27 protein-coding genes are annotated in these 24,021 nt (G+C 68.0%); 11 read left to right on the top strand and 16 right to left on the bottom strand.

Annotated features, from left to right (window positions below):
- The first annotated feature begins 30 nt into the window (after window positions 1-30).
- A complete protein-coding gene (locus tag ACLJRL_RS08590; protein WP_410655539.1) occupies window positions 31-747 on the top strand; it encodes a helix-turn-helix domain-containing protein in 717 nt (238 codons plus the stop codon).
- Window positions 744-932 (top strand): hypothetical protein, encoded by a 189-nt coding sequence (locus ACLJRL_RS08585; RefSeq protein WP_410655538.1) that lies wholly within the window; start codon window positions 744-746, stop codon window positions 930-932. Before ACLJRL_RS08590 ends, ACLJRL_RS08585 begins: the two co-directional genes overlap by 4 nt.
- Here the strand turns inward: ACLJRL_RS08585 and ACLJRL_RS08580 are convergent.
- Together ACLJRL_RS08580 and ACLJRL_RS08575 are read right to left on the bottom strand one after the other, a co-directional pair.
- On the bottom strand, window positions 914-1,228 hold the full coding sequence (locus tag ACLJRL_RS08580; RefSeq protein WP_410655537.1) for a hypothetical protein: 315 nt from the start codon (window positions 1,226-1,228) through the stop codon (window positions 914-916). The genes ACLJRL_RS08585 and ACLJRL_RS08580 overlap by 19 nt on opposite strands.
- Window positions 1,229-1,294: 66 nt before the next feature.
- Window positions 1,295-2,812: a fatty acyl-CoA synthetase gene (locus ACLJRL_RS08575; RefSeq protein WP_410655536.1), complete on the bottom strand. Its 1,518-nt coding sequence runs from the start codon at window positions 2,810-2,812 to the stop codon at window positions 1,295-1,297.
- A 73-nt stretch (window positions 2,813-2,885) separates the two neighbouring features.
- Here ACLJRL_RS08575 and ACLJRL_RS08570 point away from each other — a divergent pair, with 73 nt between their 5' ends.
- The 4 genes from ACLJRL_RS08570 to ACLJRL_RS08555 all read left to right on the top strand — a co-directional run bounded on the left by ACLJRL_RS08570 (window position 2,886) and on the right by ACLJRL_RS08555 (window position 6,184).
- The gene (locus ACLJRL_RS08570) at window positions 2,886-3,791 is read left to right on the top strand and encodes an aldose 1-epimerase family protein (RefSeq protein ID WP_410655535.1); all 906 of its coding nucleotides are present in this window, start codon (window positions 2,886-2,888) and stop codon (window positions 3,789-3,791) included.
- Window positions 3,791-4,273 (top strand): GNAT family N-acetyltransferase, encoded by a 483-nt coding sequence (locus tag ACLJRL_RS08565; protein WP_410655534.1) that lies wholly within the window; start codon window positions 3,791-3,793, stop codon window positions 4,271-4,273. Before ACLJRL_RS08570 ends, ACLJRL_RS08565 begins: the two co-directional genes overlap by 1 nt.
- 11 nt (window positions 4,274-4,284) lie before the next feature.
- On the top strand, window positions 4,285-5,514 hold the full coding sequence (locus ACLJRL_RS08560; protein WP_410655533.1) for an amidohydrolase: 1,230 nt from the start codon (window positions 4,285-4,287) through the stop codon (window positions 5,512-5,514).
- Between the two features lie 67 nt (window positions 5,515-5,581).
- Window positions 5,582-6,184, top strand: coding sequence for a hypothetical protein (locus tag ACLJRL_RS08555; RefSeq protein ID WP_410655532.1), 603 nt, complete (start codon window positions 5,582-5,584; stop codon window positions 6,182-6,184).
- A gap of 73 nt (window positions 6,185-6,257) precedes the next feature.
- On the opposite strand, the gene ACLJRL_RS08550 is transcribed toward ACLJRL_RS08555, so the two are convergent.
- Both ACLJRL_RS08550 and ACLJRL_RS08545 read right to left on the bottom strand, forming a co-directional pair.
- A complete protein-coding gene (locus tag ACLJRL_RS08550) occupies window positions 6,258-6,875 on the bottom strand; it encodes a Uma2 family endonuclease (protein ID WP_410655531.1) in 618 nt (205 codons plus the stop codon).
- A gap of 73 nt (window positions 6,876-6,948) precedes the next feature.
- Complete coding sequence (locus ACLJRL_RS08545) at window positions 6,949-8,097, bottom strand: acyl-CoA dehydrogenase family protein (protein WP_410655530.1); 1,149 nt, start codon at window positions 8,095-8,097, stop codon at window positions 6,949-6,951.
- 103 nt (window positions 8,098-8,200) lie between these two features.
- On the opposite strand from ACLJRL_RS08545, the gene ACLJRL_RS08540 reads away from it, so the two are divergent.
- From ACLJRL_RS08540 to ACLJRL_RS08525, 4 genes are all read left to right on the top strand, one after another.
- Window positions 8,201-8,797, top strand: coding sequence for a TetR/AcrR family transcriptional regulator (locus ACLJRL_RS08540; RefSeq protein WP_410655529.1), 597 nt, complete (start codon window positions 8,201-8,203; stop codon window positions 8,795-8,797).
- Between the two features lie 48 nt (window positions 8,798-8,845).
- On the top strand, window positions 8,846-9,787 hold the full coding sequence (locus tag ACLJRL_RS08535; RefSeq protein WP_410655528.1) for a carbohydrate kinase family protein: 942 nt from the start codon (window positions 8,846-8,848) through the stop codon (window positions 9,785-9,787).
- A gap of 192 nt (window positions 9,788-9,979) precedes the next feature.
- Window positions 9,980-11,296 carry a citrate synthase gene (locus tag ACLJRL_RS08530; RefSeq protein ID WP_410655527.1) on the top strand — a complete coding sequence of 439 codons (1,317 nt, stop codon included), beginning with the start codon at window positions 9,980-9,982 and terminating at the stop codon, window positions 11,294-11,296.
- Window positions 11,297-11,410: 114 nt separating this feature from the next.
- Window positions 11,411-12,760: a cryptochrome/photolyase family protein gene (locus ACLJRL_RS08525; protein WP_410655526.1), complete on the top strand. Its 1,350-nt coding sequence runs from the start codon at window positions 11,411-11,413 to the stop codon at window positions 12,758-12,760.
- A gap of 70 nt (window positions 12,761-12,830) precedes the next feature.
- On the opposite strand, the gene ACLJRL_RS08520 is transcribed toward ACLJRL_RS08525, so the two are convergent.
- The 8 genes from ACLJRL_RS08520 to ACLJRL_RS08485 form a co-directional block, all read right to left on the bottom strand.
- Window positions 12,831-14,021 (bottom strand): ABC transporter permease, encoded by a 1,191-nt coding sequence (locus ACLJRL_RS08520; protein WP_410655525.1) that lies wholly within the window; start codon window positions 14,019-14,021, stop codon window positions 12,831-12,833.
- A complete protein-coding gene (locus tag ACLJRL_RS08515) occupies window positions 14,018-14,944 on the bottom strand; it encodes an ABC transporter ATP-binding protein (RefSeq protein WP_410655524.1) in 927 nt (308 codons plus the stop codon). Before ACLJRL_RS08515 ends, ACLJRL_RS08520 begins: the two co-directional genes overlap by 4 nt.
- Window positions 14,941-15,171: a hypothetical protein gene (locus ACLJRL_RS08510; RefSeq protein ID WP_410655523.1), complete on the bottom strand. Its 231-nt coding sequence runs from the start codon at window positions 15,169-15,171 to the stop codon at window positions 14,941-14,943. Before ACLJRL_RS08510 ends, ACLJRL_RS08515 begins: the two co-directional genes overlap by 4 nt.
- The gene (locus tag ACLJRL_RS08505) at window positions 15,168-15,644 is read right to left on the bottom strand and encodes a hypothetical protein (RefSeq protein WP_410655522.1); all 477 of its coding nucleotides are present in this window, start codon (window positions 15,642-15,644) and stop codon (window positions 15,168-15,170) included. Before ACLJRL_RS08505 ends, ACLJRL_RS08510 begins: the two co-directional genes overlap by 4 nt.
- Window positions 15,641-16,198: a hypothetical protein gene (locus tag ACLJRL_RS08500; RefSeq protein WP_410655521.1), complete on the bottom strand. Its 558-nt coding sequence runs from the start codon at window positions 16,196-16,198 to the stop codon at window positions 15,641-15,643. Before ACLJRL_RS08500 ends, ACLJRL_RS08505 begins: the two co-directional genes overlap by 4 nt.
- Window positions 16,195-16,464: a helix-turn-helix transcriptional regulator gene (locus ACLJRL_RS08495; protein WP_410655520.1), complete on the bottom strand. Its 270-nt coding sequence runs from the start codon at window positions 16,462-16,464 to the stop codon at window positions 16,195-16,197. The genes ACLJRL_RS08500 and ACLJRL_RS08495 overlap by 4 nt, the downstream gene beginning before the upstream one ends.
- Window positions 16,465-16,548: 84 nt before the next feature.
- Window positions 16,549-18,090: an FAD-dependent oxidoreductase gene (locus ACLJRL_RS08490; protein ID WP_410655519.1), complete on the bottom strand. Its 1,542-nt coding sequence runs from the start codon at window positions 18,088-18,090 to the stop codon at window positions 16,549-16,551.
- The gene (locus ACLJRL_RS08485) at window positions 18,087-18,650 is read right to left on the bottom strand and encodes a TetR/AcrR family transcriptional regulator (protein ID WP_410656152.1); all 564 of its coding nucleotides are present in this window, start codon (window positions 18,648-18,650) and stop codon (window positions 18,087-18,089) included. Before ACLJRL_RS08485 ends, ACLJRL_RS08490 begins: the two co-directional genes overlap by 4 nt.
- A 97-nt stretch (window positions 18,651-18,747) precedes the next feature.
- Between ACLJRL_RS08485 and ACLJRL_RS08480 the strand changes: the two genes are divergently transcribed.
- A complete protein-coding gene (locus ACLJRL_RS08480; RefSeq protein WP_410655518.1) occupies window positions 18,748-20,367 on the top strand; it encodes an FAD-binding oxidoreductase in 1,620 nt (539 codons plus the stop codon).
- Here ACLJRL_RS08480 and ACLJRL_RS08475 read toward each other — a convergent pair.
- The 4 genes from ACLJRL_RS08475 to ACLJRL_RS08460 form a co-directional block, all read right to left on the bottom strand.
- On the bottom strand, window positions 20,345-20,992 hold the full coding sequence (locus tag ACLJRL_RS08475) for a gamma-glutamylcyclotransferase family protein (RefSeq protein ID WP_410655517.1): 648 nt from the start codon (window positions 20,990-20,992) through the stop codon (window positions 20,345-20,347). The genes ACLJRL_RS08480 and ACLJRL_RS08475 overlap by 23 nt on opposite strands.
- Window positions 20,986-22,080 (bottom strand): S-(hydroxymethyl)mycothiol dehydrogenase, encoded by a 1,095-nt coding sequence (locus tag ACLJRL_RS08470; protein WP_410655516.1) that lies wholly within the window; start codon window positions 22,078-22,080, stop codon window positions 20,986-20,988. Before ACLJRL_RS08470 ends, ACLJRL_RS08475 begins: the two co-directional genes overlap by 7 nt.
- 81 nt (window positions 22,081-22,161) lie before the next feature.
- Entirely contained in the window at window positions 22,162-23,427 is a 1,266-nt protein-coding gene (locus ACLJRL_RS08465; protein WP_410655515.1) for a C39 family peptidase, read from the bottom strand.
- Window positions 23,428-23,502: 75 nt separating this feature from the next.
- A complete protein-coding gene (locus ACLJRL_RS08460; RefSeq protein ID WP_410655514.1) occupies window positions 23,503-23,904 on the bottom strand; it encodes a PaaI family thioesterase in 402 nt (133 codons plus the stop codon).
- Window positions 23,905-24,021: the final 117 nt, after the last annotated feature.

The raw sequence follows: 24,021 nt of genomic DNA, 5'->3' as shown, positions 1-24,021 counted from the left end.
AGATGGTGGCCGGACTGAAAGTGAGTGGTGATGGTGAGGTCCGCCGAACTGCTCCCGGTGGCACAGGTTGCACAGACGCTGGGCATTTCACGTGAAAGAGTCCGTGAGCTGGTGCACTCTGGACGGCTGGACTCGGTTCGCGTCGGCCGCGAGCTAGTGATCGAAGCCCGTTCGGTCGAGCACCGGAAGAACGTCGTGAAGCCCTCGCCCGGTCGGCCGCTGTCCTCGCGGATGGCGTGGGGGCTCTTATGGCTGCTCAGCGGCCATACGGCTCCGTGGGTGTCGCCCTCGGAGCGGGTTCGGCTTCGGAGCTATGCGCGAGAGCGTCTGCCGGACCAATGGCCGCGCCTGCTTTCCGGCCGCGCGAGCGTGTATCCGGTGCGAATGCTCGCCGGGCCGCTCGCCAGGCTACGGAGTGACGAGCACGCCGCCGTCAGTGGCGCGGCGGCCGCCGGGCACTACGGTTCCGATTTGCTGGCGGGTGACACGGACGAAGAGTTCTATGTGGACGCTGCCCGGTTCGAAGAGCTTGCCCGGTCGCGGCGGCTTCGAACGGACAGCGATCAGCCCAATGCGCTGATCCGCGTGCCCGGCCACCCCGGTGTCCTGCGCGTCGAGGGGCACGACGGATATGCGGTCCCGGCGGCGGTCGCGGCCGACCTCCTCGACGCTGGAGACGAACGCTCTGTCCTTGCGGCGCAACAACTTCTCACTCGTTTGGGCAAGATGCATAAGCTCGGAGAATGAACGAATCCGCACCGCGATCCGGGCTGGGATCGCTGGCCTTGCCGCCGCTGCACGGTAATGATCTCGGGCCACGGGCCGCTCCCAAGCTGCGAACGCCGGCCGGGAAGATCGTGCCGATCCCGGGCGGCAAGGCCGCGCTGGACGATCCGCGGCCGCTCACTGCTTCCTACGCGGGAAAGCCCTGATCGACGAACCAGCGAAGCCCGGTCTGCCGAGTCGTCACCTCTCCGACATCGCGTTTCTGGCTTCGCTCGTCGACGACCCTGATGAACTGTTTTCCGGGCCGTTGCCAGTCACGTCCCGTTTCGGCGCACTGGCCGACTGTCTCGACGACCCACGGCATCCGAGCTGGCTCGCTCTCGGTCAGCCGCACGCCGCCGATGGATTCAACGCATGGGAGATCTTCCGCGAAACCAGGTTTCTGTCGCGAGTTGTCCGTCCAATCACGTGAGTTGTCCGGCTGGTCACGTGTGTTGCCCATCCAATCACGCGAAGTCGTCGGTGGGCAGTGAAGCCGCAGGCGCCGAGCAGTCAGGATCGCGCGAAGCTAGGACGTAGGGGGCCCGAGTGCCGACGCTGACCCGCCGAACTCCTGCCGCAGCTCCCTCTTCAGCAGCTTGCCCGAGGCGTTCTTCGGCAATTCGCCGACGAAATGCACGGACTTCGGAACCTTGTGCGCCGCCAGTGATCCTTTGGCGAACTCGATCAGTTCGGCCTCGCCGGCCTCGTCCTTCAGCACGACGACCGCGGCGATCGCCTCGATCCAGCGTTCGTGCGGGAGGCCGACGACGGCGACCTCGGCGACCGCTGGATGGGCGTAGAGCGCGTCTTCCACCTCGCGCGACGCGACGAGCACACCGCCGGTGTTGACGACGTCCTTGATCCGGTCGACGACGAACAGGTAGCCCTCTTCGTCCTGGCGCACCAGATCGCCGGAATGGAACCAGCCGCCTTCGAACGCCTCCACCGATTCCTCGGGTTTGCCCCAGTAGCCGGTGCACAGTTGCGGAGAGCGGTACACGACCTCGCCGAGTTCGCCCGGCGAGAGGTCGTTCATCTCGGGGTCCACCACCCGGGTCTCGACGAACAACACCGGGCGGCCGACGGAATCCGGTCGCGCGTCGTGTTCCTCGGGACGCAGGACCGTCGCGAGTGGACCGATCTCCGACTGCCCGAAACAGTTATAGAACCCGACGCCCGGCAGCTGCGCACGCAGCTTTTTCAGCACCGGCACGGGCATGATCGACGCGCCGTAGTACGCCTTGGTCAGGCTGCTCAGGTCCGCGTCCGTGAGGCCGGGATGGTTGGCGAGTCCTACCCAGACCGTCGGCGGGAAGAACAGGGAAGTGACGCCCTGGCGCGGAATCCGCGCGAGGATGTCGCCCAGATCCGGTGTCTCGACGAGGTGGTTCGTCGCGCCGACGGCGAGGCCGGGCATCAGGAACACGTGCATCTGCGCCGAGTGGTACAGCGGCAGGGCGTGCAGCGGCACGTCGCGGTCGCTCAGGTCGAGCGCGGCGATGCAGGAGGAGTATTCGTGGACCAGCGCACGATGGGTGAGCATCGCGCCCTTCGGCCGCGAGGTCGTGCCGGACGTGTAGAGAAGCTGCACGAGGTCGTCATCGGCGACGCCGGATTCCTCATGCGGGGCAAGGGTTTCGTCGAGTGCCCAGGCGATGACGTCCAAAGTGGACGTATGTTCGGTCTTGACGAGCTCGGCCAGTGCGGGATCGACGAACGCGACCGCGGGCTCGGACTGGGTGAGCAGATAGGACAGTTCCTCGCCGCGCGCGTTGAAGTTCACCGGCACGTGCACCAGCCCGGCCCGCGCGCAACCGAGGTACAGCAACAGGTACGCGTCGGAGTTCTTGCCGAAGGCCGCGACACGGTCACCGTGGACGAGCCCGCGATCGAGCAGCTTCGCCGCGACCCGGCCGGCGGCGCGGTCCAGTTCGGCGTAGGTCCACACGCGATCGGCGAACGTGAGCGCGACCCGGTCCGGGACGCGGCGCGCACTGCGCTCCAGGATCCGGCCGACGGTGCTGGGGTAACCGGGAACACTCATCGCGGCGGTCTCCTTCGTCCGGGCATGGCATCGCCACACTACTTTCCCCGCGGCCGCCGGTAACCTCGTCCGCATGGCCAATCCCACCGGAGAGCAGTTCGAGATCACCCGCGGCAACGCGCGCGCCGTCGTCACCGAGATCGGTGCCGGGCTGCGCGCGTTCGAAGTCGGCGGGGTGCCCTACGTCGAGGCGTTCGCCGAGGACGAGAAGCCGCCGAAGGGCGCGGGCCAGGTGCTCCTGCCCTGGCCGAACCGCACCAAGGCCGGCCAGTGGGTCCACCAGGGCGAGAAGCAGCAGCTCCCGATCACGGAGGAGGCGCGCGGCAACGCGATCCACGGCCTGACCCGGCACGAGGAGTGGGAGCTCCTGGAGCACGCGGAGTCGTCGATCACCCTCGCCGTCGACGTCCCGGCGCAGGACGGCTGGCCGGTGCCGCTGCGCGCGACGATCACCTACGAGATCTCGCCGCGCGAGCTGGTCGTGACGCACGAGATCCGGAACGAGGGCGAGAGCCCGATCGGCGTCGGCCTCGGCACGCACCCGTACTTCCGCATCGGTGACACGCCCACCGACGAGCTGACCCTGACGCTGCCCGCGAGCCGCGTGCGGCCGTACCTCGGCGACGAGCAGATGCCGTACGCCGACGAGCAGGACGTCGAGGACACCGAGTACGACTTCCGTGCCGGACGGGTGCTGAAGGGTGTCGACCTCGACACCGCGTTCGGCGGCCTGAGCGTGGCCGACGACGGCAACCACCACCACGTCCTCTCCCACGGCGAGCAGGAACTGCTGGTCTGGACCGGGCCGGACTTCCGCTGGGCGCAGGTGTTCACTCCGGACGACCTGACCGGCCGCGGCCGGGCCGTCGCGATCGAGCCGATGACCTGCCCCGCCGACGCGCTCAACACCGGCACCGATCTGATCGAGCTCGAGCCCGCCACCTCGTGGGCCGGGAGCTGGGGAATCCGGGTGCGCTGATGACTCCACTCCGGCTGGGGCCCGCGGACGCGGGGGAGATCTTGACGCTGCAACGCGCGGCCTACGTGCCGGAAGCGAGAGCGCACAACGCGTTCGACCTGCCGCCACTGGTCGAGACGCTGGATCAGCTCAAGGCGGCGATCGACCAGCCGGCCTGCTTCGCCTGGGGGACCAGGGAAGCGGGCCGGCTGGTGGCCAGTGTGCGGATCGTCGCCGACGGCGAGGTGGGGCGCGTCGGCAGGCTGGTCGTCGCGCCGGACCGGCAGGGGCACGGGCTGGGCAGCGCGCTGCTGCGTGCCGCCGAGGCGGTGATGCCGTCCGAGGTGACCGTGTTCCGGCTGTTCACCGGGGAGCTGAGCGTCGGCCCGCTGCGGATGTACCCGAAGCTCGGCTACGTCGAAACGCACCGGACGCCCGAATTGCACTACGAGGTCGTCCACTTTGAAAAGCCCCGCGTGCGTTCGGGGGACGCAGTTCGTTAGCGTGTCAAAGCATGTCGAAAAAAGCACTGGTCAAGGCCATCGTCGGTGGTTACGTCGTCCCCGTCGACGGTGATCCCATCGACGGCGGCACGGTCCTCATCGAGAACGGAAAGATCGTCGCGGTCGGCACCGATGCCGACGTCGACGTCCCCGACGACGCCGAGCTGATCGACGCGGCGGGCTCCTGGGTGCTGCCCGGGTTCATCGACGCGCACGCCCACCTCGGCGTCCACGAGGACGGCGAAGGCTGGTCGGGCAACGACACCAACGAGATGACCGACCCGAACGGCGCGCGGTTCCGGGCGGTCGACGGGATCGACCCGTTCGAGCCCGGATTCGACGACGCGCTCGCGGGCGGCGTCACGAGCGTCGTCATCAAGCCCGGCTCGGGGAACCCCATCGGCGGGCAGACGATCGGCGTCAAGACCTGGGGCCGGACCGTGCTCGACATGATCTTCGCCGAGGACGTCAGCGTGAAGAGCGCGCTCGGCGAGAACCCGAAGCGGGTCTACGGCGAGAAGAAGCAGACGCCGTCGACCAGGCTCGGCGTCGCGTCGACCATCCGCGACGCGTTCACCGCCGCGCGCAACTACGCCGCCCAGCGCGACCACGCCGCCGCCGAGGGCAAGCCGTTCGACGTCGACCTGACCAAGGAGACCCTGGCCAAGGTGCTCGACGGCGAGCTGTTCTGGGACCAGCACGTCCACCGCGCCGACGACATGGTCACCGCGATCCGGCTGGCGGACGAGTTCGGCTACAACCTGGTGATCAACCACGGCACCGAAGGGCACCTGATCGCCGACCTGCTCGCCGAGCGGGACGTGCCGGTGATCCTCGGGCCGCTGTTCACCACCAAGTCCAAAGTGGAGCTGCGCAACCGCACCCTGCGCGCGCCCGGCATCCTCGCCAGGGCAGGGGTGCGGATCGCGATCACCACGGATCACCCGGTCGTGCCGATCAACTTCCTGGTGTACCAGGCGGCGCTTTCGGTCAAGGACGGCCTCGACCCGGAGACCGCGCTGAAGGCGCTGACCGTGAACCCGGCGGCGATGCTGAACCTCGACGACAAGGTCGGCGCGCTGAAGCCGGGCCTCGATGCCGACGTCGTCCTCTGGTCGGGTGACCCGTTGGATGTGATGAACCGCGCAATGCGGGTGTTCGTGCGCGGCCGCGAGGTCTACCACTTCGACGAGGAGGCGGGCGTCGGCGTCGCCGAGGAGCGCCGCTACCGCGAGGGCTGATTTCGCTCTTGCCAGGAGCCGGTGACCTGTGCTCTCATGTGTTACACATGGGGAGGGTGTGTAACACATGAAGCGCTGGGTCTTTGTCCTGATCGTCGGTATCGGTTTCTTGGTCGTCTCCGCGCTGTTCGCGCGCGAGAATCCGAACATGATCAAATGTGGCGGCAAGATCATGTCGCCCGGTGACGTCTGCGAGACCACCAAGAACGGCCGCAGCACCGGCGAGGACACCTATGACGAGATGAAGGCCGCCGCCGAGTCCCGGGCCGAGACGTTCCGCGTTCACGGGGTCTGGATGATCGGGGTCGGGGTCGCGCTGACCGGCTTGGGCGCGACGATGCTGATCCGCGGGAAACGGCGCAAGGCGCGTGCCGAAGCGGCGGCCCGGCCGGATGCGCCACCGCAGCCGCAGCCGGGATTCCCGCCGCAGCAGGGGTTTCCACAGTCTCAGGGGGTCCCACAGTCTCAGGGGTTCCCGCAGCAGCCGGGAAACCCGCAGCCGTACGGCAACCAAATGGTCCAGCAGCACCCGCAGCGACAGCCTGAGCCGCAGTGGCATCCCGGACCGGGACAGCAGCCTTATCCGCAGCAGACCGGATGGCCGCAGCAACCGCAGCAGCCGCCGTCGCAGGGAGGCCCGCCGCAGCAGTTCGGTCCGCGGGGCCACTGAAGCCGGATGACGTGAAAGCCACTTTCGCAACGTTCAAGGTTGCGAAAGTGGCTTTCACAACGTCTCGGTGCGGCTAGGAAAGTAGCCGGTCGAGATCCAGTTTCACCGGAAACGGTTCGGCAGCGCCGAATTCACCGGTCGCGGCCGGGGCGTCTTGGTAGCCGAGCTCGCCCGCCTGGTGACAGGAGACCAGGGAGACGGGCTCGCTGAGGTCCACGATCCAGTAGTGGGGAATCCCCGCGTCGGCGTATTCGCCGTGTTTGGTCACGTAGTCGGTGCGCTTCGAGCCTGGTGACACGATCTCGACCACGACGACAACGTCGTCGGCGTGATACATGGTGTCTTCCGCGTCGATCCGCTCGCCTGCTTGCCGGCGGGCGATGATCAGATCCGGCCGCCTGGCGAAACCTGGTTGACCAGGCGGGACCAGGCCCAGATCAACGTCGATGTCCTGGACGAACTCAAGGTGATCGGGCAGCTGTGATTCCAGCTGCCTGGCCAAGGCGTAGAGCGCCTTGTTGTGTCTCCTCTTGGGACTCGGCGACATGACAAGGCGGCCTTCCACGAGCTCGGTGAATCCGGAATCGGGCTCACCGAGTGCCGCGTACTCCGCGACCGACAGCAGGTGATCCGGGATGGCCCACCCTGATTCACCGTGCGACCCGGTCGTGGAATCGGGAAGGGCTGTCACGGCGTCTCCTCACGTCTTCCACAGTGTCTCACGCTTCCCTGGTGACCCCTGGTGATCATGTCAGTACGGAAAGTCAGGAGGCCTTGCGTAGTTCCCGCGCGATGACCATGCGCTGGATCTGGTTCGTGCCCTCGAAGATCTGCGGCACCTTGGCCTCCCGCATGTACCGCTCCACCGGGAAGTCCTTCGTGTACCCGGCGCCGCCGAGGACCTGCACCGCGTCGGTGGTCACCTTCATGGCGCCGTCGGTCGCGACGAGCTTCGCGATCGACGCCTGCCGCTGGAACGGCAGGCCGCGGTCACGGCGGCGGGCGGCGTCGAGGTACATCGCGCGGGACGTCTCGACGATCGCGGCCATGTCGGCCAGCAGGAACTCCAGGCCCTGGAACTCGATGATCGGCCGACCGAACTGTGTACGGCTCTTCGCGTACTCGAGCGCTTCGTCCAGTGCGGCCTGCGCGAGCCCGACGGCGCACGCGGCGATACCCAGCCGTCCGGAGCTGAGGGACGACAGCGCGATCTTCAGTCCCTGGCCCTCCTCGCCGATCCGCCGGTCGGCGTCGACCGGCGAGTCGTCGAACATCAGCTGCGCGGTGGTCGAGCCGGTGAGGCCCATTTTCCGCTCGGGCGGCGCGGCCGAGAGGCCCGGAGTCGACGCGTCGACAAGGAGGCAGGAGATGCCCTGGCTGCCGTCGTCGCTGGTGCGCACCATGGTCGTGTAGAAGTCGGCCTCACCCGCATGGGTGATCCAAGCCTTCGTGCCGTTCACGACGTACTGGCCGCCGTCGAGCCGCGCGCGGGTCGAGAGGGCGGCGGCGTCGGAACCGGCGTGGGTCTCCGACAGCGCGTACGCGCCCAGCAAGTCGCCCTCCAGCATTCCGGGCAGCCAGCGGTCGCGTTGCGCGTCGGTGCCGTGGTGCGCCAGCGCGAAGCAGGACATCGTGTGCACCGACAGGCCGACGCCGACCGACATCCACGCGGCCGCGATCTCCTCCAGCACCTGCAGGTAGACCTCGTACGGCAGTTCGCCGCCACCCCAGCGCTCCGAGTACGGGAGGCCGAGCAGTCCGGCGTTGCCGAGCAGCCGGAACTGCTCGCGCGGGAAGTGGGCCGTTTCCTCGTACTTGCTCGCGATCGGGGTGAGCTCTTCGCGCGCGATCTCCTTGGCCAGGTCGATCAGATCCCTGGCCTCGGTGCTGGGCAGCAGACGGTCCGCCGGCATGGCTCCTCCGAGCTGAACTGTACTCAAAACAGTACTGTGGGCTCGTTGAGAGTACAGTACGACTCTCTGAGGAGACACCATCCGCGTAGGGGATAGTGATCTGATGACCGAGAGCAGGGTCCCCCGTCGCCAGCCCACCGCACGTCAGCGGGCGTTGCTTTCGGAACTCGAAGCCCTCTTCCTCACCGAAGGCTTTTCCCAGTTCACGCTGGACGACCTCGCCGCCAGGCTGCGCTGCTCGAAGTCCACCCTGTACGCGCTCGCCCCCAGCAAGGAGCAACTCGCGGTCAAGGTCGTCGCCCACTTCTTCAAGGGCGCCGCCGAACTGCTGGAGGAGCGGATCGCCGGGATCGACGACGCCCGCAAGATCCTCGGCGAGTACCTCGCGGGCATCTCCGAATACCTGAATCGCGCGTCGGCGGCGTTCATGAACGACATCGCCGAATTCGCGCCGGCGCGGGACGCGTATCAGCTCAACAGCCGTGCGGCGGCCGCCCGGATCCGGTCGTTCATCGATCGCGGCGTCACCGACGGCGTTTTCCGCGAGGTGCACGCGCCGCTGATCGCCGAAATGGCGGGGCTGATCATCGAAGGAATCCAGACCGGGGTGCTCGGCCAGCGCGCCGGGGTGACCGACGCCGAGGCGTTCACCGCTTTGTCGGAACTGCTCCTCGGCGGCCTGGCACCGAAAATGTCCTGAAATGACAATTGTGGTGGTGGAACCGGGGGCTCGGCTAGCATCGCGCCCGTGATCGTCGTAGGTGGAGAGGCGCTGGTCGACCTCGTTCCCGGTGAACCATTGGATTCCACTGTGGACGGTGGCCTGCGCGCGCTGCTGCCCCGGATGGGTGGTGGTCCCTACAACGTCGCGCTCGCCGCAGGGCGGCTCGGTGTGCCCACGGGCTTCTTCTCGCGGGTCTCGGAAGACCGTTTCGGAATCGCGCTCGTGGACCGGCTGCACGCCTCCGGTGTCGACACCGCCTTGCTGCAGCGGGGAAACGAGCCGACGACGCTGGCCGTGGTCGCGCTCGACGAAAAGGGTTCCGCGCGGTACACCTTCTACACCGAGGGCACCGCGGACAGGCTGGTCGGCGATCCCGGTCCCTTGCCGGAGCATGTGACGGCGCTCTCGCTGGGCACGCTCGGCATGGTCCTCGAACCGGGGGTGAGCACCTACGAAACGGTGTTGCGCCGTGAATCCGCCCGCGGCGTCCTGACCGTCCTCGACCCGAACATCCGTGAGGCGTTGATCACCGACCCGGCGGCGTACCGGGCCCGTTTCACCTCCTGGCTGCCGCATGTCCGGCTGCTCAAGATCTCCGACGATGACACGGAATGGCTCGCCGAGGGCGCTGATCCGGTCGACGCGGCAAAGGTCTGGACCTCTTACGGAGTCGACGCCGTCGTGCTGACCCGTGGCTCGCAGGGGTTGTCCGTCATCACACAGGCGGGGGAAATCGCGCAGGTCCCGTCACGCCGAGTCGCCGTCGTGGACACGATCGGTGCAGGTGACACGGTTCAGGGTGCTTTGCTCGCGTGGCTGTACTCGAACGAGGTGCGCGATTTGTCCACACTCGACGCTGACGGCTGGCGTTCGGCACTCGAATTCGCGGCGAAAGCGGCGTCGATCACCGTCTCGCGGAGTGGGGCCGAACCGCCGACGGCCGAAGATATGGCGTCCGCCGTGTGAACCTGGTCCCAAAGGGGCGGTTGTGAGCAACTCACCCGCTGCGCGTTGACCCCATTCTCGACTAGCGTGGTGGGGAATTCATACCCCAGCGGGGCGGTGTGCAGCGAGGCCATGGGTCACGCGCGTTAAAGAGGGCGTACCTGTGGAACCTACAGGCGCCGCCGGCCCGTGCTGAACGTGAGAGGGACTTACATGTCCGACGCGACGACGGCTGCGGGGCAGTCCGGCGAGACCGCGACGCTCCGCCTGCCCAATGGCGAGCACGAGTTCAAGGTGATCCACCCTGTCGAGGGCGCGCCTGGGATCGAGCTGGGGAAGCTGCTGGCGACGACCGGGTACATCACCCACGACCCGGGGTTCGTGAACACCGGCGCCGCGTCTTCGGCCATCACCTACATCGACGGTGACGCCGGCATCCTGCGCTACCGCGGCTACCCGATCGAGCAGCTGGCCGGGAAGTCGACCTTCATCGAGGTCTCCTACCTGCTCATCTACGGCGAGCTGCCCACCGAGACGCAGCTGGCCGAGTTCACCGAGAAGATCCAGCGTCACACCCTGCTGCACGAGGACCTCAAGGCCTTCTTCAGCGGCTTCCCGCGCGACGCGCACCCGATGCCGGTGCTCTCCAGCGCGGTATCGGCGCTGTCGACCTTCTATCAGGACTCGCTCAACCCGTTCGACGAACCGAACGTGGAGCTGTCCACCATCCGCCTGCTGGCCAAGGTCCCGACCCTGGCCGCGTACGCGTACAAGAAGTCCGTCGGCCAGCCGCTGCTGTACCCGGACAACTCGCTCGGCCTGGTCGAGAACTTCCTGCGGATGACCTTCGGCTTCCCGGCCGAGCCCTACGAGGTCGACCCGGACGTCGCCAAGGCGCTCGACCTGCTGTTCATCCTGCACGCCGACCACGAGCAGAACTGCTCCACCTCGACCGTGCGTCTCGTCGGCTCCTCCGAGGCGAACCTGTTCGCCAGCATCTCGGCCGGCATCAACGCGCTCTTCGGCCCGCTGCACGGTGGCGCCAACAGTGCGGTGCTGGACATGCTCGAGGGCATCAAGGCCGAGGGCGGCGACGTCGCGAACTTCGTCACCCGCGTGAAGAACAAGGAAAAGGGTGTCCGCCTGATGGGCTTCGGGCACCGGGTCTACAAGAACTACGACCCGCGCGCGAAGATCATCAAGAACACCGCGGACGAGATCCTCTCCAAGCTCAAGGGCGGCGACGAGCTGCTCGACATCGCGAAGAAGCTGGAAGAGACCGCGCTCTCGGACGACTACTTCATCGAGCGGAAGCTGTACCCGAACGTCGACTTCTACACCGGTCTGATCTACCGGGCGCTCGGCTTCCCGACGAAGTACTTCACCGTGCTGTTCGCGCTCGGCCGCCTTCCCGGATGGATCGCGCACTGGCGCGAGATGATCCAGGACCCGGCCACCAAGATCGGCCGTCCGCGGCAGATCTACACCGGCTCCGCGGAGCGGAACTACACGCCGATCTCGGAGCGCTGATCCCGGCTTCGGCAAGTGCTATGAACGGGCCTTTCCTTGCAAATTTTGCAAGGAAAGGCCCGTTCATAGCATCCGGGACTGCGGGGAACCAGGCTCGCGCTTAGGGTTTCCCGAGTGACCAAAGAAGCTCCCGTAGTGCTGTGGTTCCGCCGCGACCTCCGCCTCGGTGACCACGCCGCCCTGCTGGAGGCGTCGAAGCACAGTAAGCACGTCCTCGCGCTGTACGTCCTCGACGACGCGCTCCTCAAGCCGTCCGGCGCCCCTCGCGTGGCGTTCCTCCACGGCTGCTTGAAGGCGTTGGACGAACAACTCGGCGGGCGGCTGATGCTCGTCAAGGGCGACCCGGTCCAGGAGGTCGTCAAGGCCGCGCGGAGCGTCGGTGCCGCGGCCGTGCACGTCAGCGCGGACACCGGGCCGTACGGTCGCCGCCGGGACGACGCCGTCGCGAAGGCGTTGGCGGACAACGACATCGCCTGGGTGGAGACGGGGTCCTCGTACGCGATCACACCCGGCCGCGTCACCAAACCGGACGGCGATCCCTATCGCGTGTTCACCCCGTTCTATCGCGCGTGGGCGCGACACGGCTGGCCGCGTCCCGCGGACACCGGAAAGTCCATAGTGGACTGGGCGGAGCCGCCGCGATCGGTGAAACTCCCGAAATCGCCGTCCCTCAAGGGGATGGAGCTGCCGGAGCCCGGTGAGAAGGCGGCGCTGGACCGCTGGCACGAGTTCCTGGACGACGGTCTCGAGACCTACGACGAAGACCGTGACCGCCCGGATCGCCCTGGTACGACAAGGATCTCGCCGTACCTGCGCTGGGGTTGCGTCCACCCGCGCACCCTGCTGGCCGATATCGCCGGGAACGAGGGATCCGGGGCGAAGTCGTTGCGCGGCGAGTTCGCTTGGCGCGAGTTCCACGCCGACGTCCTGTGGAACCGGCCCGAAACCGCGCGGAAGAACTACGATCCGCGGTTCGACGCCATCGAGTACGAGAACGACCCCGAGGCCTTCGAGCGCTGGTGTGCGGGGCGCACCGGATTCCCGATCGTCGACGCCGGGATGCGCCAGTTGCTCGCCGAAGGCTGGATGCACAACCGCGTCCGGATGATCGTGGCGAGTTTCCTGGTGAAGGACCTGCATCTGCCGTGGTGGCTGGGCGCGCGGCACTTCATGAAGCACCTCGTCGACGGCGATCTCGCGTCGAACCAGCTGAACTGGCAGTGGGTCGCCGGCAGCGGCACCGACGCCGCGCCGTACTTCCGGGTCTTCAATCCGGCCACGCAGGGCGAGAAGTTCGATCCCTCCGGCGAGTACGTCCGCCGCTACGTCCCCGAACTCCGCTCCCTGCAAGGGAAGTCCACGCACAAACCGGACGGCGTCCGTGACTATCCCGCGCCGATGGTCGACCACGCCACCGAACGCCAAGTCGCCCTGGAGCGCTACGGCGCCATCAAAGGCAGCTGAAAGCGCGTGAGGGCCACCCTCAGGGACTCAGAGTCCCTGAGGGTGGCCCTCACGCGCAAACCGCAAGTGCTCAGCCGCGCAGGGCGTCGGTGAGCTTGATCCGGCTCCCGACCCGCAGGACGCTGTTCTGGTAGATCCGCGCGCCCAGCCAGGTGAACAGGACGATGGCGGCCGCCGTCAGGCCCAGCGACAGCACGATCTCCCACACCTCGGCCGAACCCGAAGCGATCCGGGCGGGCATCAGCACCGGGGAAAGCAGCGGTACCAGCGAAAGGATCTTCGTGCCGGTGCCGTCCGGGGACTGTGTCAGCAGATTGAACCCGACGACGAAGCCGAGGATCAGCACGATGTTGACCGGCCCGATCACCGACTGCGTGTCCTCCTGGCGGGAGACGAGCGAACCCATCGCGCCGTAGATGGTGGCGTACAACAGGAAACCGAGCAGGTACCAGACGACGCCCCACAGCAGCGCGCCCGTCGCGACGCCGGACAGCGTCAGGACGTTGGTCGCCGACGCGACGACGAATCCGGCGCCACCGATGATCACCAGCTGTGTCAGGCCGACGAGGCCGAGCCCGATCACCTTGCCCAGCAACAGATGCCACGGCCGGACGGTGGACAGCAGGATCTCCACGACCCGGCTGGACTTCTCCTCGACAACGCCCTGGGCCACCAGCGTCCCGTAGGTCACGATGCTCATGTAGAGCAGCACGGCCACGATCAGCCCGATCACCATCCGCTGGGCCTTCTCCGGGTCCGGCGGTTTGATCGAGTCGACCTCGACCTGTGTTTCGGCGACCGTGCGCAGCACCTGGTCCGGGTTCTCCACGGATTCGGACAGCTTGCCTTTGAGTACTTCCTGCTGGGAAACGCCGTTCAGCAGGGCGCGCAGCTTCGTGCCCAGTTCGGATTTGACGAGCACTTTCAGCTCGGCCGCGTTGCCGGACAGCATCGCGTCGAGATCACCGTTCTCGACCTGTGCACGGCCCTGCGCCGGATCGGTGACCGTGACGGTCTCGATCTTCTCGCCGAGCTGTTCGCCCGCGACCTGGAGTTGTTGCGCGATCCCGGCGGTCTGCCCGGTGAGCCCGATCTTGCTCTTGTCCTCGGAGCTGATCAGCGTCGCCTGCAGCAGGACATAGCCCATCAGGACCACCAGCAGCGCGGCGGTGCCGATCAAGAAGGAACGGGTACGCAGGCGGGTGTTCAGCTCGCGCCTGGCGATGAGCCACACCGCGCGCCACGACGATACGGTGTTCATGAAGAAACTCCTTGTGTGGCGGGCTTTTCGGCGACGGCGTCGCGGAACAGCTCGGTCAGCGAACGCCTGCGCCTGGTGAACTCGGTGACCGGACCGGTGGCCAGCGCCGCGGCCAGCACGGCCTGGTCGTCGGCGTGGGCGTCGAGTTCGAGCACGGTCTTCGGGCCGGTCTGTTCGACCACCCGGACACCGGGTACGGCGGCGGCCCAGCCGGGCGCGGAGCCGGGTGCGGTGACGACGAGGCCGTTGCCCGCCCCGGCGGTCAGTTCGGTGACCGTGCCCGAGGCGACCATCTGTCCACTTCGGATGATGCCGACCCGGTCGCACAGCCGCTCGACCAGATCCAGCTGGTGACTGGAGAACACCACCGGCACGCCGGTCGCGGCCTTCTCCCGCAGCACACCGCTCATCACGTCCACGGCCAGCGGGTCGAGGCCGGAGAACGGCTCGTCCAGCACCAGCACGCGGGGGTCGTGCACCAGCGCGGCGGCTAGCTGGACGCGCTGCTGGTTGCCCAGGCTCAGTTTCTGGACCTCGTCCTTGCGGCGTTCGGCGAGGCCGAGCCGGGTGATCCAGTTCTCCGCGCTGCGGTGGGCGTCGTTGGCCGACATCCCGTGCAGTTCGGCGAGATAGACCAATTGCTCCAGCACCTTCATCTTCGGGTACAGCCCGCGTTCTTCCGGCATGTACCCGATATGCGTGCGGGTCTCGTGCGTGATCGGCGCGCCGGAGAACCGCACTTCCCCGGAGTCGGCGGCCAGCACACCCAGGATGATCCGCATCGTGGTGGTCTTGCCCGCGCCGTTGCTCCCGACGAACCCGTACAGCTCACCGGGCCGCACGTCGAAACTGACCCCGTCCAGGGCCTTCTTGGTGCCGTAGCTCTTGGAGACCCGATCGATCTCCAGTTTCCCCTCGGTCATTTCTGTTTCCCCTCCTCGAAGAACCGCACCAGCGCCGTGATTCCCCTGTGGACACTGGAGACCGTGCGGTTTCGCTCGACCAATCCGTCCAGATCGACGTTGCTCATCACCGACGTCGCCCGGTACAGCAGGACGGCCCGTCCCGCACCGGCGAACACGCCGCCCGCCACCACCACGAGGGCGACCGCCCCGATCGCGATCCGGTATCGCCGCTTGTTCCCGGTCATGCCGGACTCACTTCCTCGTCGGAGTCTCTGAAGTCACTGAAGTCTTCTGGATCGTCGTCGGGCAGCGTCCACGCCAGCGACAGCGCCGGCAGTGACGTTCCGAGCACGAGCAACGCCGCCGTCATCGACGACAGCAGGGAACCGGCGTCCGGCTGCCCGGCCGCGTAGAGACCGTAGACGAGATCCACCACCATCAGGACACAGATCCCTTGGAAGGCGCTGTAGTGCGCGCGGTTGCGCAGCAGCAGTTCGCGCTCGTCGAGGTCGCTCGCCGCGGAACCGGGTCTTCCGACGGCCTTGCGCAGCACGGCCGTGGTGCCGACGCAGAGACACAGACCGGGCACCATCAGGCCGACGGCGAACCACAGCGTCGGCTCGCGGAGCAGGGCGGCACCGGCGATCAGGACCAGGTGGCCGATCACCGCCGCGACGGCGAAGCGACGGCGGTCCGAGCGCGTCCGGGTGATCGTCATACCGGACTCACGTCCTCAGTGAACTCGTCGAAGTCTTCGGGGTCGTCGTCCGGCAGTGTCCAGCCCAGGATGGCGGTGCCCAGTGTGGTGCCGGTGACCAGCAGTGCGCAGGCCATCATCGCACCGCGGCCGCCGCCGTCCTCCGCGCCGGAGATGATCAGGCCGTAGACCACCGAGATCAGCATCAGCGTGACCAGGACCTGATAGCTGGTGAAGGTGACGCGGTGGCGCCATTCCCGCTCGCGTTCGTCGAGCCGCAGCGAGAGCCCGCCGCTCATCTTGCCGGTGAGGATCCGCAGCAGGAAGTGGGCGGTTCCGGCGACGACACAGCCGCCGAACCAGCAGAGCACGAAGAGCGGCGACGGATCAGAGTGGAAAAGGGCGGCCCCGGCGATCAGGATCAGGTCGCCGATCACCACGAGCACGCCCAGGATCCGGCGGCGCTTACGCGTGCGCCAGGTCGGCAGCCGGAGAGCCCGTTTGCGTTCCACCTCGTCCCAGCGCTCCTGCTGTCGTTCCCAGTAGGTCGCGAGGCGACCTCGCTTCTCGGTCATGCTCCCCCCTCCCGGTAGACCTGAGTGGACAGTGGTGTGAACGGTTCGCGGCTGAACACGGCTTCGACCGGGAGATCGAACACCGTGCAGATGCGGAACGCGAGGTCGAGGCTGGGGTAGTGGTCTCCCCGCTCGAGCGCGCCGATGGTCTGCGGGTTGACCTCGACCGCCACCGCGAGGGCGGCCCTGCTCAGCCCGCGCTCCGCCCGGAGTACGGGTAGCCGGTTGTAGATCGGCAGCTCTTTGCCGCGTCTGACCGGACTCATGGAACATACTGTTGCAAAAACCCAACGACTCGTCAAGTTTAGGGCGCGTTTAGTTCGCCATTAGTCCTCTACTTGCGGTCTGGGTCAGGGGAGGCCGGCGAGCGACTTGTCGACGAGTTCCTGGACCCGGGAGCGCGCGGCCTCGGCATCGGCGGCGACCAGGCCGAGCCGGGTGCGGCGCTCCAGGACGTCCTCGACGTCGAGCGCTCCCTCGTGCCGCACGGCCCAGACGACCTCGGCCGCGCTGATCTCGGTCCCGCCGAACAGCGGCAGGCCCAGTTCCGGGTCGACCTCGCCGAGCGCGGCGATCCGGGGCGCCTCGGTGCCGTACTTCGCCACGAGCCGGGCCGGGGCATCCACAGTGGACAGACGGACCCGAGGTGCGGCGCCCAGGAGGGGGAGCCGGGACGTCGTCGAAGGCCCGGCGTGGAGCCCGGACTGCTTCAACGCGGCGTCGACGGCGTCTTCGCCCATCTTCCGGTACGTCGTCAGCTTGCCGCCGACGATGGTGAGCACGCCGTCGGCGCCGGTCACCACCGCGTGCTTGCGAGACAGGTCCGCGCTTCTCCCGCCACTGCCTTCGACCAGCGGCCGGAGCCCGGCGAACGAACCGGCGACGTCGGCGCGGGCCAGCGGGCGGGTGAACGCCGTCGACGCCACTTCGAGCAGGAAGTCCACATCGGACTCCGGCACGGTCGGTATCCGCGGGACGGGGCCGTCGGTGGGCTCGTCGGTGACGCCGACGAACACGCGCCCGTCCGGTTGGGGCAGCAGGAAGACGAAGCGGTTGTTCTCGCCGGGGACGGGCACGTTCACCGACGTCGCGCCGATCTGCGCCGCACCGGAGGAGAGGACGAGATGGGAGCCGCGGGACGGCCGCAACCGCACGGATTCCGCCAGTTCGCCCGCCCAGACGCCGGTCGCGTTGATGACCTGCGTGGCCTGGATCCGCACTTCACGCCCGGTCAGCCGGTCACGCGCCAGCACCGAATCCGCGTCGAGCCGCAGGGCCTCGACCCTGGTGAGGATCTTCGCGCCGCGTGACGCCGCCGTGCGCGCCAGGCTCACCACGAGCCGCGCGTCGTCGGTCAGCGCGCCGTCGTAGGCCAGCAGCGCGCCCCGCAGGCCCTTGGGGGACAGGCCGGGGGCGAGTGCCAAGGCTTCCGTGGTGGGGATCGACCTCGGCCGCGGCAGCACGGACGCGGGGGTCCCGGCCGCGCGGCGGAGACCGTCGCCGGCGAGCAGCCCGGTCATGATGAACGCCTGCTGGCCGCGGGAGGTGCGGCTGTACAGGGGGAACAGTTGCGGGATCGCGCGGGTGAGATGCGGCGCCGTCCGCATCATCAGGATCCCGCGTTCGACGGCGCTCTCGTGCGCCAGCGCCAGGTCGCCCTTGGCGAGGTAGCGGAGCCCGCCGTGGACCAGCTTGCTCGACCAGCGCGACGTCCCGTACGCCAGGTCGTAGGCCTCGATCAAGACCACCGAGAGCCCGCGCGCGGCCGCGTCCAGCGCGATCCCCGCACCCGTGACGCCACCACCGATCACCGCCAGATCGACCCGCTCCCCACCGGCCAGTGCCTCGAGTTCCCTCTCGCGGCGCGCGGCGTTGAGCGAGCCCGGCATCACGGGCGCAGCGCCGCGTCGAGCACGTGGGTGAACTCCGCCATCAGGTCGTCTTCGTTCACATCCGCCGTCGCGGGGCGGTAGGAGAACGCGAAGGACTGGATCAGCATCAGCAGGGTGCGTGCCTGCGAGGGCAGGTCGCCCTTACGGATCGAGCCGTCGTCGTGGCCGCCCTGCAGCAGATGCAGGATCACGCCCTCGGCGAACCGCTGGGTCTTGCCGAGCCGCTCCACGATGTAGGGCAGGACGAGTTCGGGATCGAGGTCCAGGAGCGTCCGGAACAGCGGATCGCCCGAAAGCGCGCCGACCGCGGCCGCGGAACTCCGGACGAGCCGCTCGCGGTGGTTGGCCGGTTCGTCGCCCGGTTCGGCGGCGCCCTGCAGCAGACCGCCGAACTCGCGGGTCATCAAGGTCGCGAGCACGCTGCGTACGTCGGGGAACCGTCGGTAGACGGTCATCCGGCTGACTTTCGCGGTCCGCGCGATCTCGGCGAGTGTGGTCCGCCTCACGCCGACGGCGAGAACGCACTTCTTCGCCGCGTCGAGCAGAACGTCGTCGGACACGCGTGTCGAGGCCTGGCGGGATCGGGTGTCCGCCAGCGCCGAGACGCCTGTTTCCGCAGGTGAGTGACGTTTTACGTCCATATGTAACACTGTAGTCGTGACGGAGCCTATTGACCACCGGTTAAGACGATCGTGGACGGCCGAGGCCGGTGACGCGGCACACCTTCCCGTGAAGGCTCTCAGGTGGCTCGTCCAGCGTATCGGCCCCATGGGCCCGGCAGCGCCCTTTGCACCGGATTCCGCGCTGACCGTGGCCGATTCGGCGCTGAGCGAACAGGCGAAACGAGACATCGAGGACCTTGTCGGCATCGAGCACGTCCTGGTCGAGGCAGGCGAGCGGCTCGCGAGGGCGAGCGGGCTGTCCTACCTGGACCTGTTGCGGCGCCGGGGGTTCGGTGATCTTCCGGTACCGGACGCGGTCGTCCTGCCGGAAAATCCCGGCGAAGTCCAGTCCGTACTGGAAATCTGTGCCCGTCACGACGTCGGTGTGGTGCCGTTCGGCGGCGGGACCTCGGTGGTCGGCGGGGTTTCGGCGCTGCGCGGCGACAAGAGCGCGGTGATCGCGCTCGACCTCACCCGGCTCGGCGAACTGGTCTCGGTCGACCCCCTTTCGCGGATCGCGGTCCTGCAGGCGGGCGTCACCGGCCCCGAGGCCGAACGGCTGCTCGCCGCGCACGGTTTCACCCTCGGGCACGTGCCCCAGTCCTACGAACGCGCGACCATCGGCGGCTTCGCCGCGACCCGGTCCGCCGGGCAGGCGTCGGCGGGATACGGCCGGTTCGAGGACATGGTTTCGGGTGTCCGGCTCGCGACTCCGCGCGGGGAATGGAAACTCGGCGTCGCGCCGGCGTCGGCGGCCGGACCCGACCTGCGGCACCTCGCCGTCGGCAGCGAGGGCGCGCTCGGCGTGATCACCGAGGTCGCCCTGCGCGTGCGCCCGGTGCCGGAGATCCGCCGTTACGAGGGCTACGTGCTCGACGGCTGGGACAACGGCACCGCCGCGGTGCGCGAACTGGCCCAGCGGCACGCGCTCGCGGACGTCACCCGGCTGTCCGATGTGGACGAAAGCGAAGTTTCGCTGGCGCTCAACGACAGCTGGAAGACCAAGGCGTTGCGCCGGTATCTCCGTGCGCGCGGGGTGGCGAATCCGTGCCTGCTGATCGTCGGCTGGGAAGGCGCGTCGAAGCACGAGATCTCACGACGCCGCCAGGACACCACCCGGGTGCTCGACGCTTTCGGCGCCGTCCGCATCGGGCGGACGCTCGGCGAATCCTGGCGGCGTGGCCGGTTCTCCGGGCCGCGGCAGCGGGATGCCTTGATGGACAACGGCGTCTGCGTCGAAACCCTGGAAACGGCCGCTTACTGGGCGGAATTGAGTGACCTGCGTGACGCGGTGCGGGCGGCGATCACCGCCACACTCGGCTCGGCGATCATCATGTGCCACGTCTCGCACGCCTACGAAACGGGCGCGTCGCTGTACTTCACCGTCCTCACCGCACGCGACGAGGCCGACCCGATCGGCCAGTGGAAACGGGCCAAGGCGGCGGCGTCGGAGGCGATCACCGGGATCGGCACCATCTCGCACCACCACGCCGTCGGCGTCGATCACGCGCCCTATCTGGCGGCGGAGATCGGCGAGATCGGCGTCGAAGTGCTGCGAGCGGCGAAGAAGGCCGTCGACCCGACCGGGATCCTCAATCCCGGGAAGCTTCTTTGACCAGGGCCCCGGCGTCGATCAGCGTGCATTCGATGCCGTGCGTCCGGGCCGGGATCCCTTGCAGCGCGGCGGCTCTGCGCTGCTCGAGGTCGGCGACGCGGATGTGCAGCCCGTCCACCAGGATCGGCAGGCGGATGTCCGCGACACCGACGTAGGCCACGACGTCGTCGAGCACGGTCCCGTCGTCGAGGGTGATGGCCGGGGAGGTGAGGCGCACCAGGCGATAGCGCTGTCCGTTGCCCTCGCACTTGTCGAGTACGGCGAGCTGCTCGGGGGACGCGAACCAGACCGCGTGCTCCTCGACGACCCCGGGGGCGGCGGCGAGCGTGGCCGGCCGCTGCCCGTCCCGGAACCGCAGACCGGACGCCCACACCGCGGCGATGTCCGCGCAGCGCGCGTGGCAGACCACGACCGGCCCCCGCAGCCCCATGTTCTCCCGCAGCCAGGTGATCTTGGACGGGCAGGCGTTCGATCCGTAGGCGAGCACGGCCTGACGTTCGCGCCAGCCTTCCGGCGCGGTGTCCAGGCTGTGCCCGGCGCCGTCGAAATGGACGAAAGAGTGCTCGGGACGCGCGCCCGGGTACGGGTCGGCCGGGAAATCGGCGTCCGTGAAGAGCTTCACCACGTCACCACGCTGCGGAGGACGTCGCCGTGGTGCATGCGCTCGAAGGCCTTTTCCACGCCGTCGAGGGCGATCCGCTCGGTGACGAACTTGTCGAGCGGGAGCCTGCCCTGCAGGTAGAGGTCGATCAGCATCGGGAAATCGCGGGAAGGCAGGCAATCGCCGTACCACGACGACTTGAGCGTGCCGCCACGCGAGAAGAAGTCGATCAGCGGCAGGTCCAGGCGCATGTCCGGGGTGGGGACGCCGACGAGCACGACGGTGCCGGCCAGATCGCGACCATAGAAGGCCTGCCGCCAGGTTTCCGGCCTGCCGACCGCGTCGATCACGACGTCCGCGCCGAACGAGTCGGTGTACGACTGGATCGCCTCGACGACCTGGTCTTCGCTCAGCCCCTTGCTGTTCAGCGTGTGCGTGGCCCCGAAGTCCTTGGCCCAGGCCAGTTTCCGGTCGTCGGTGTCGACGGCGATGATGGTCTTCGCCCCGGCCAGGTTCGCCCCGGCGATGGCCGCGTCACCCACGCCGCCGCAGCCGATGACGGCGACGGAATCGCCGCGGCTCACCGCGCCGGTGTTCAGTGCCGCGCCGAGACCTGCCATCACTCCGCAGCCGAGCAGGCCGGCGACGGCGGGCTCGGCGGCGGGGTCGACCTTCGTACACTGTCCACTGTGGACGAGCGTCTTCTCGAGGAAGGCGCCGACGCCGAGCGCGGGCGACAGGGCGGTGCCGTCGGCCAGTGTCATCGGTCGCGCGGCGTTGAACGTGGAGAAGCAGTACCAGGGCTTGCCCCGGCGGCACGCCCGGCAGGTGCCGCAGACCGCGCGCCAGTTCAAGATCACGTAGTCGCCCGGTTCGAGATCCGTGACGCCCTCGCCGACGGCCTCCACGAAACCCGCGGCCTCGTGGCCGAGCAGGAACGGGAACTCGTCGTTGATCCCACCCTGCCGGTAGTGCAGGTCGGTATGGCAGACACCGCACGCCTTGACCGCGACGACGGCCTCGCCGGGGCCGGGATCGGGCACCGTCACGGACTCCAGCGAGACCGGTTCACCCTTGGCGCGAGAAACGACGCCCTGGACCTCGTACGGCATGCCCACCTCCGACTGGATTCTCTAGGCAGCTTGCCACGAAACCGGCCCGGATCGCGACATCCGCATGGGTGGGGAACCGATTCAGTGCGGCGTGATGATGTAGGCGATCCCACCCGGTCCGCCGGAGACACCGCCGGTGGTGTTGTAACGCTTGGTGCGCTGCCAGATCGTTTCGAACTGGTGTCGCTTGTAGACGTTTCGGACCCGGTCGTTGCTGTCGGCGGCGGGGTCGTTGGCGATCACGTCGCCGTCTTTGGTGAAGCCGACGACGACCATGATGTGCCCGGCGGTGCCGTAGCCCGCGCCGTCGAGTTCCTCGGCCTTGAACGACTGCGAGGTGATCACCGGAATGCCGCGCGCGATGTAACCTTCGAGTTCGTTCAAGGAGTGCAAACGGGTGATGTGCCCACGCAATCCGAGTGAAGCGGCGTACGCGGTGTTGAACGGCCAGTTGCCGGTTCCGTCGTAGGCGTAGTCGAACGTGTAGCGGGCCGCGTACGCCACGGTCGGGTCGACGTAACCCTCCGGGATCCACTTCATGTCCTCGCGCTTGGGCCGCTTTCCCCAGTATTCGGCGACCATTTCGGTGGACGTCGGGCTGCACCAGTTCTCGCCGCCCCCGCCGTACTCGGGGAATTGTCCTTTGTGGAGGTTCTGGGCGTAGGCGGGCACCTTGAGTTCGATCCCGGTGGCGCGGCCCGGTTTCGTCGCCTTGACCTCGAACCGGTCCGGCACCTGCGACGTCATCGCGCCGAGGGAGGTCACCGAAGGCGTGGCGCGGGAACCGGCTTCGCGGTACAGGCTCACCCGGAGCCGGTACGACCGGAGCGCGACGCCCGCCTTCATGACCAGCGTGTCGACATCGACGGCCGCGTTGGCGTCGCTCTGGCCGTCGACGCTGGTGCGCTTGATGTCGCCATCGCCGCTGGCCCACCGGCCCATCACGTACCAGGTGGTCTCGGCGCCCGCCGCCGTGCGGCCCTTCGCCTCGATCTTGAGCCAGGTCTTGGCGGGCGTCCGGGCGTTCCACGACGCGATCAGTTGCGAGGCGTCGAAACCTTGGGTGTGACTCGACGACGTCCACTGGCCGTATTCGTAGGTCTTCGTGGTGCCCAGCGTGGGTTCGGTGTGCTCGATGGTGCCGATCGGGCGGTCGATGCGCAGCGCGCCGTGCTCGAGGTCGAGGCCTTCCAGCCTGCCGTCACGGAAACCGTGGTGACCGGACCACTCGTGGTAGTCGACCGACTCGTCGTCGTCCGGTCGCCCGGTGCTCGCCTCAGCCGCCTGTACCGTCACTGCGGTCATCGTCGCGATCGTCAGCAGCGTGACCAGCCCTCGTATGCGCATCCCGGTTCCATCCCTCGTGTCCGCCCAGTCAGGCAAGGGATTTTCGTCGGTCGCGCGAGGTATGTAAACAGTTGTCTACAAGACGGCCTGAGTCTGTGTCACTTTCGCGACCAGCTTCCCCGCGTCGTCGTGGATTTCCGTTTCCACCACGATGACCTTGCGCCCGGCGTGCAGCGGCTTGGCGGTGGCCGTCGCGTGGCCCGACCGGACCGCGCGCAGGAAATTGGTCTTGGATTCGATGGTCGTGGTGCCCTGGCCGCCTTCGGGGAGATTGAGGAACGCGCAGACCGCGCCGGTCGCGTCGGCCAGCGACATCAGCGCACCGCCGTGCAGCGCCCCGCCGAGCGTGCACAGCGTTTCGTCCCAGGCGATGCGGCTGCGCACGAGGCCGGCGGTGTTCTCCAGCACCTCGATGCCGAGCCGCTCGGTGAACGGCATGGTCTTGTGGAACAGCGCGGTGCCCTCTACGTCCGTCATGCTTCGAGCTTGCCGGGGGCTCCGTCCCGTGTCGATTACCTCCGAGGTAACGCGGGGTGTGTCATGAAAGGGTCTAACGGGACGAAAAGTGTCCTGTAAGACCCTTTCATGACACTC

This window comes from Amycolatopsis sp. lyj-112, from assembly GCF_046549055.1.
GTDB lineage: Bacteria > Actinomycetota > Actinomycetes > Mycobacteriales > Pseudonocardiaceae > Amycolatopsis.
The sequence above is the reverse complement of the archived record's forward strand: the minus strand, read 5'-3'. Positions and strand labels throughout refer to the sequence as shown.

Coding starts and splice junctions, on each gene's coding strand:
- ACLJRL_RS08590 (WP_410655539.1), top strand. CDS start 31: ATGGTGAGGTCCGCCGAACTGCTCCCGGTGGCACAGGTTGCACAGACG.
- ACLJRL_RS08585 (WP_410655538.1), top strand. CDS start 744: ATGAACGAATCCGCACCGCGATCCGGGCTGGGATCGCTGGCCTTGCCG.
- ACLJRL_RS08580 (WP_410655537.1), bottom strand. CDS start 1,228: ATGGGCAACACACGTGACCAGCCGGACAACTCACGTGATTGGACGGAC.
- ACLJRL_RS08575 (WP_410655536.1), bottom strand. CDS start 2,812: ATGAGTGTTCCCGGTTACCCCAGCACCGTCGGCCGGATCCTGGAGCGC.
- ACLJRL_RS08570 (WP_410655535.1), top strand. CDS start 2,886: ATGGCCAATCCCACCGGAGAGCAGTTCGAGATCACCCGCGGCAACGCG.
- ACLJRL_RS08565 (WP_410655534.1), top strand. CDS start 3,791: ATGACTCCACTCCGGCTGGGGCCCGCGGACGCGGGGGAGATCTTGACG.
- ACLJRL_RS08560 (WP_410655533.1), top strand. CDS start 4,285: ATGTCGAAAAAAGCACTGGTCAAGGCCATCGTCGGTGGTTACGTCGTC.
- ACLJRL_RS08555 (WP_410655532.1), top strand. CDS start 5,582: ATGAAGCGCTGGGTCTTTGTCCTGATCGTCGGTATCGGTTTCTTGGTC.
- ACLJRL_RS08545 (WP_410655530.1), bottom strand. CDS start 8,097: ATGCCGGCGGACCGTCTGCTGCCCAGCACCGAGGCCAGGGATCTGATC.
- ACLJRL_RS08540 (WP_410655529.1), top strand. CDS start 8,201: ATGACCGAGAGCAGGGTCCCCCGTCGCCAGCCCACCGCACGTCAGCGG.
- ACLJRL_RS08530 (WP_410655527.1), top strand. CDS start 9,980: ATGTCCGACGCGACGACGGCTGCGGGGCAGTCCGGCGAGACCGCGACG.
- ACLJRL_RS08520 (WP_410655525.1), bottom strand. CDS start 14,021: ATGAACACCGTATCGTCGTGGCGCGCGGTGTGGCTCATCGCCAGGCGC.
- ACLJRL_RS08515 (WP_410655524.1), bottom strand. CDS start 14,944: ATGACCGAGGGGAAACTGGAGATCGATCGGGTCTCCAAGAGCTACGGC.
- ACLJRL_RS08510 (WP_410655523.1), bottom strand. CDS start 15,171: ATGACCGGGAACAAGCGGCGATACCGGATCGCGATCGGGGCGGTCGCC.
- ACLJRL_RS08505 (WP_410655522.1), bottom strand. CDS start 15,644: ATGACGATCACCCGGACGCGCTCGGACCGCCGTCGCTTCGCCGTCGCG.
- ACLJRL_RS08500 (WP_410655521.1), bottom strand. CDS start 16,198: ATGACCGAGAAGCGAGGTCGCCTCGCGACCTACTGGGAACGACAGCAG.
- ACLJRL_RS08495 (WP_410655520.1), bottom strand. CDS start 16,464: ATGAGTCCGGTCAGACGCGGCAAAGAGCTGCCGATCTACAACCGGCTA.
- ACLJRL_RS08470 (WP_410655516.1), bottom strand. CDS start 22,080: ATGCCGTACGAGGTCCAGGGCGTCGTTTCTCGCGCCAAGGGTGAACCG.
- ACLJRL_RS08465 (WP_410655515.1), bottom strand. CDS start 23,427: ATGCGCATACGAGGGCTGGTCACGCTGCTGACGATCGCGACGATGACC.
- ACLJRL_RS08460 (WP_410655514.1), bottom strand. CDS start 23,904: ATGACGGACGTAGAGGGCACCGCGCTGTTCCACAAGACCATGCCGTTC.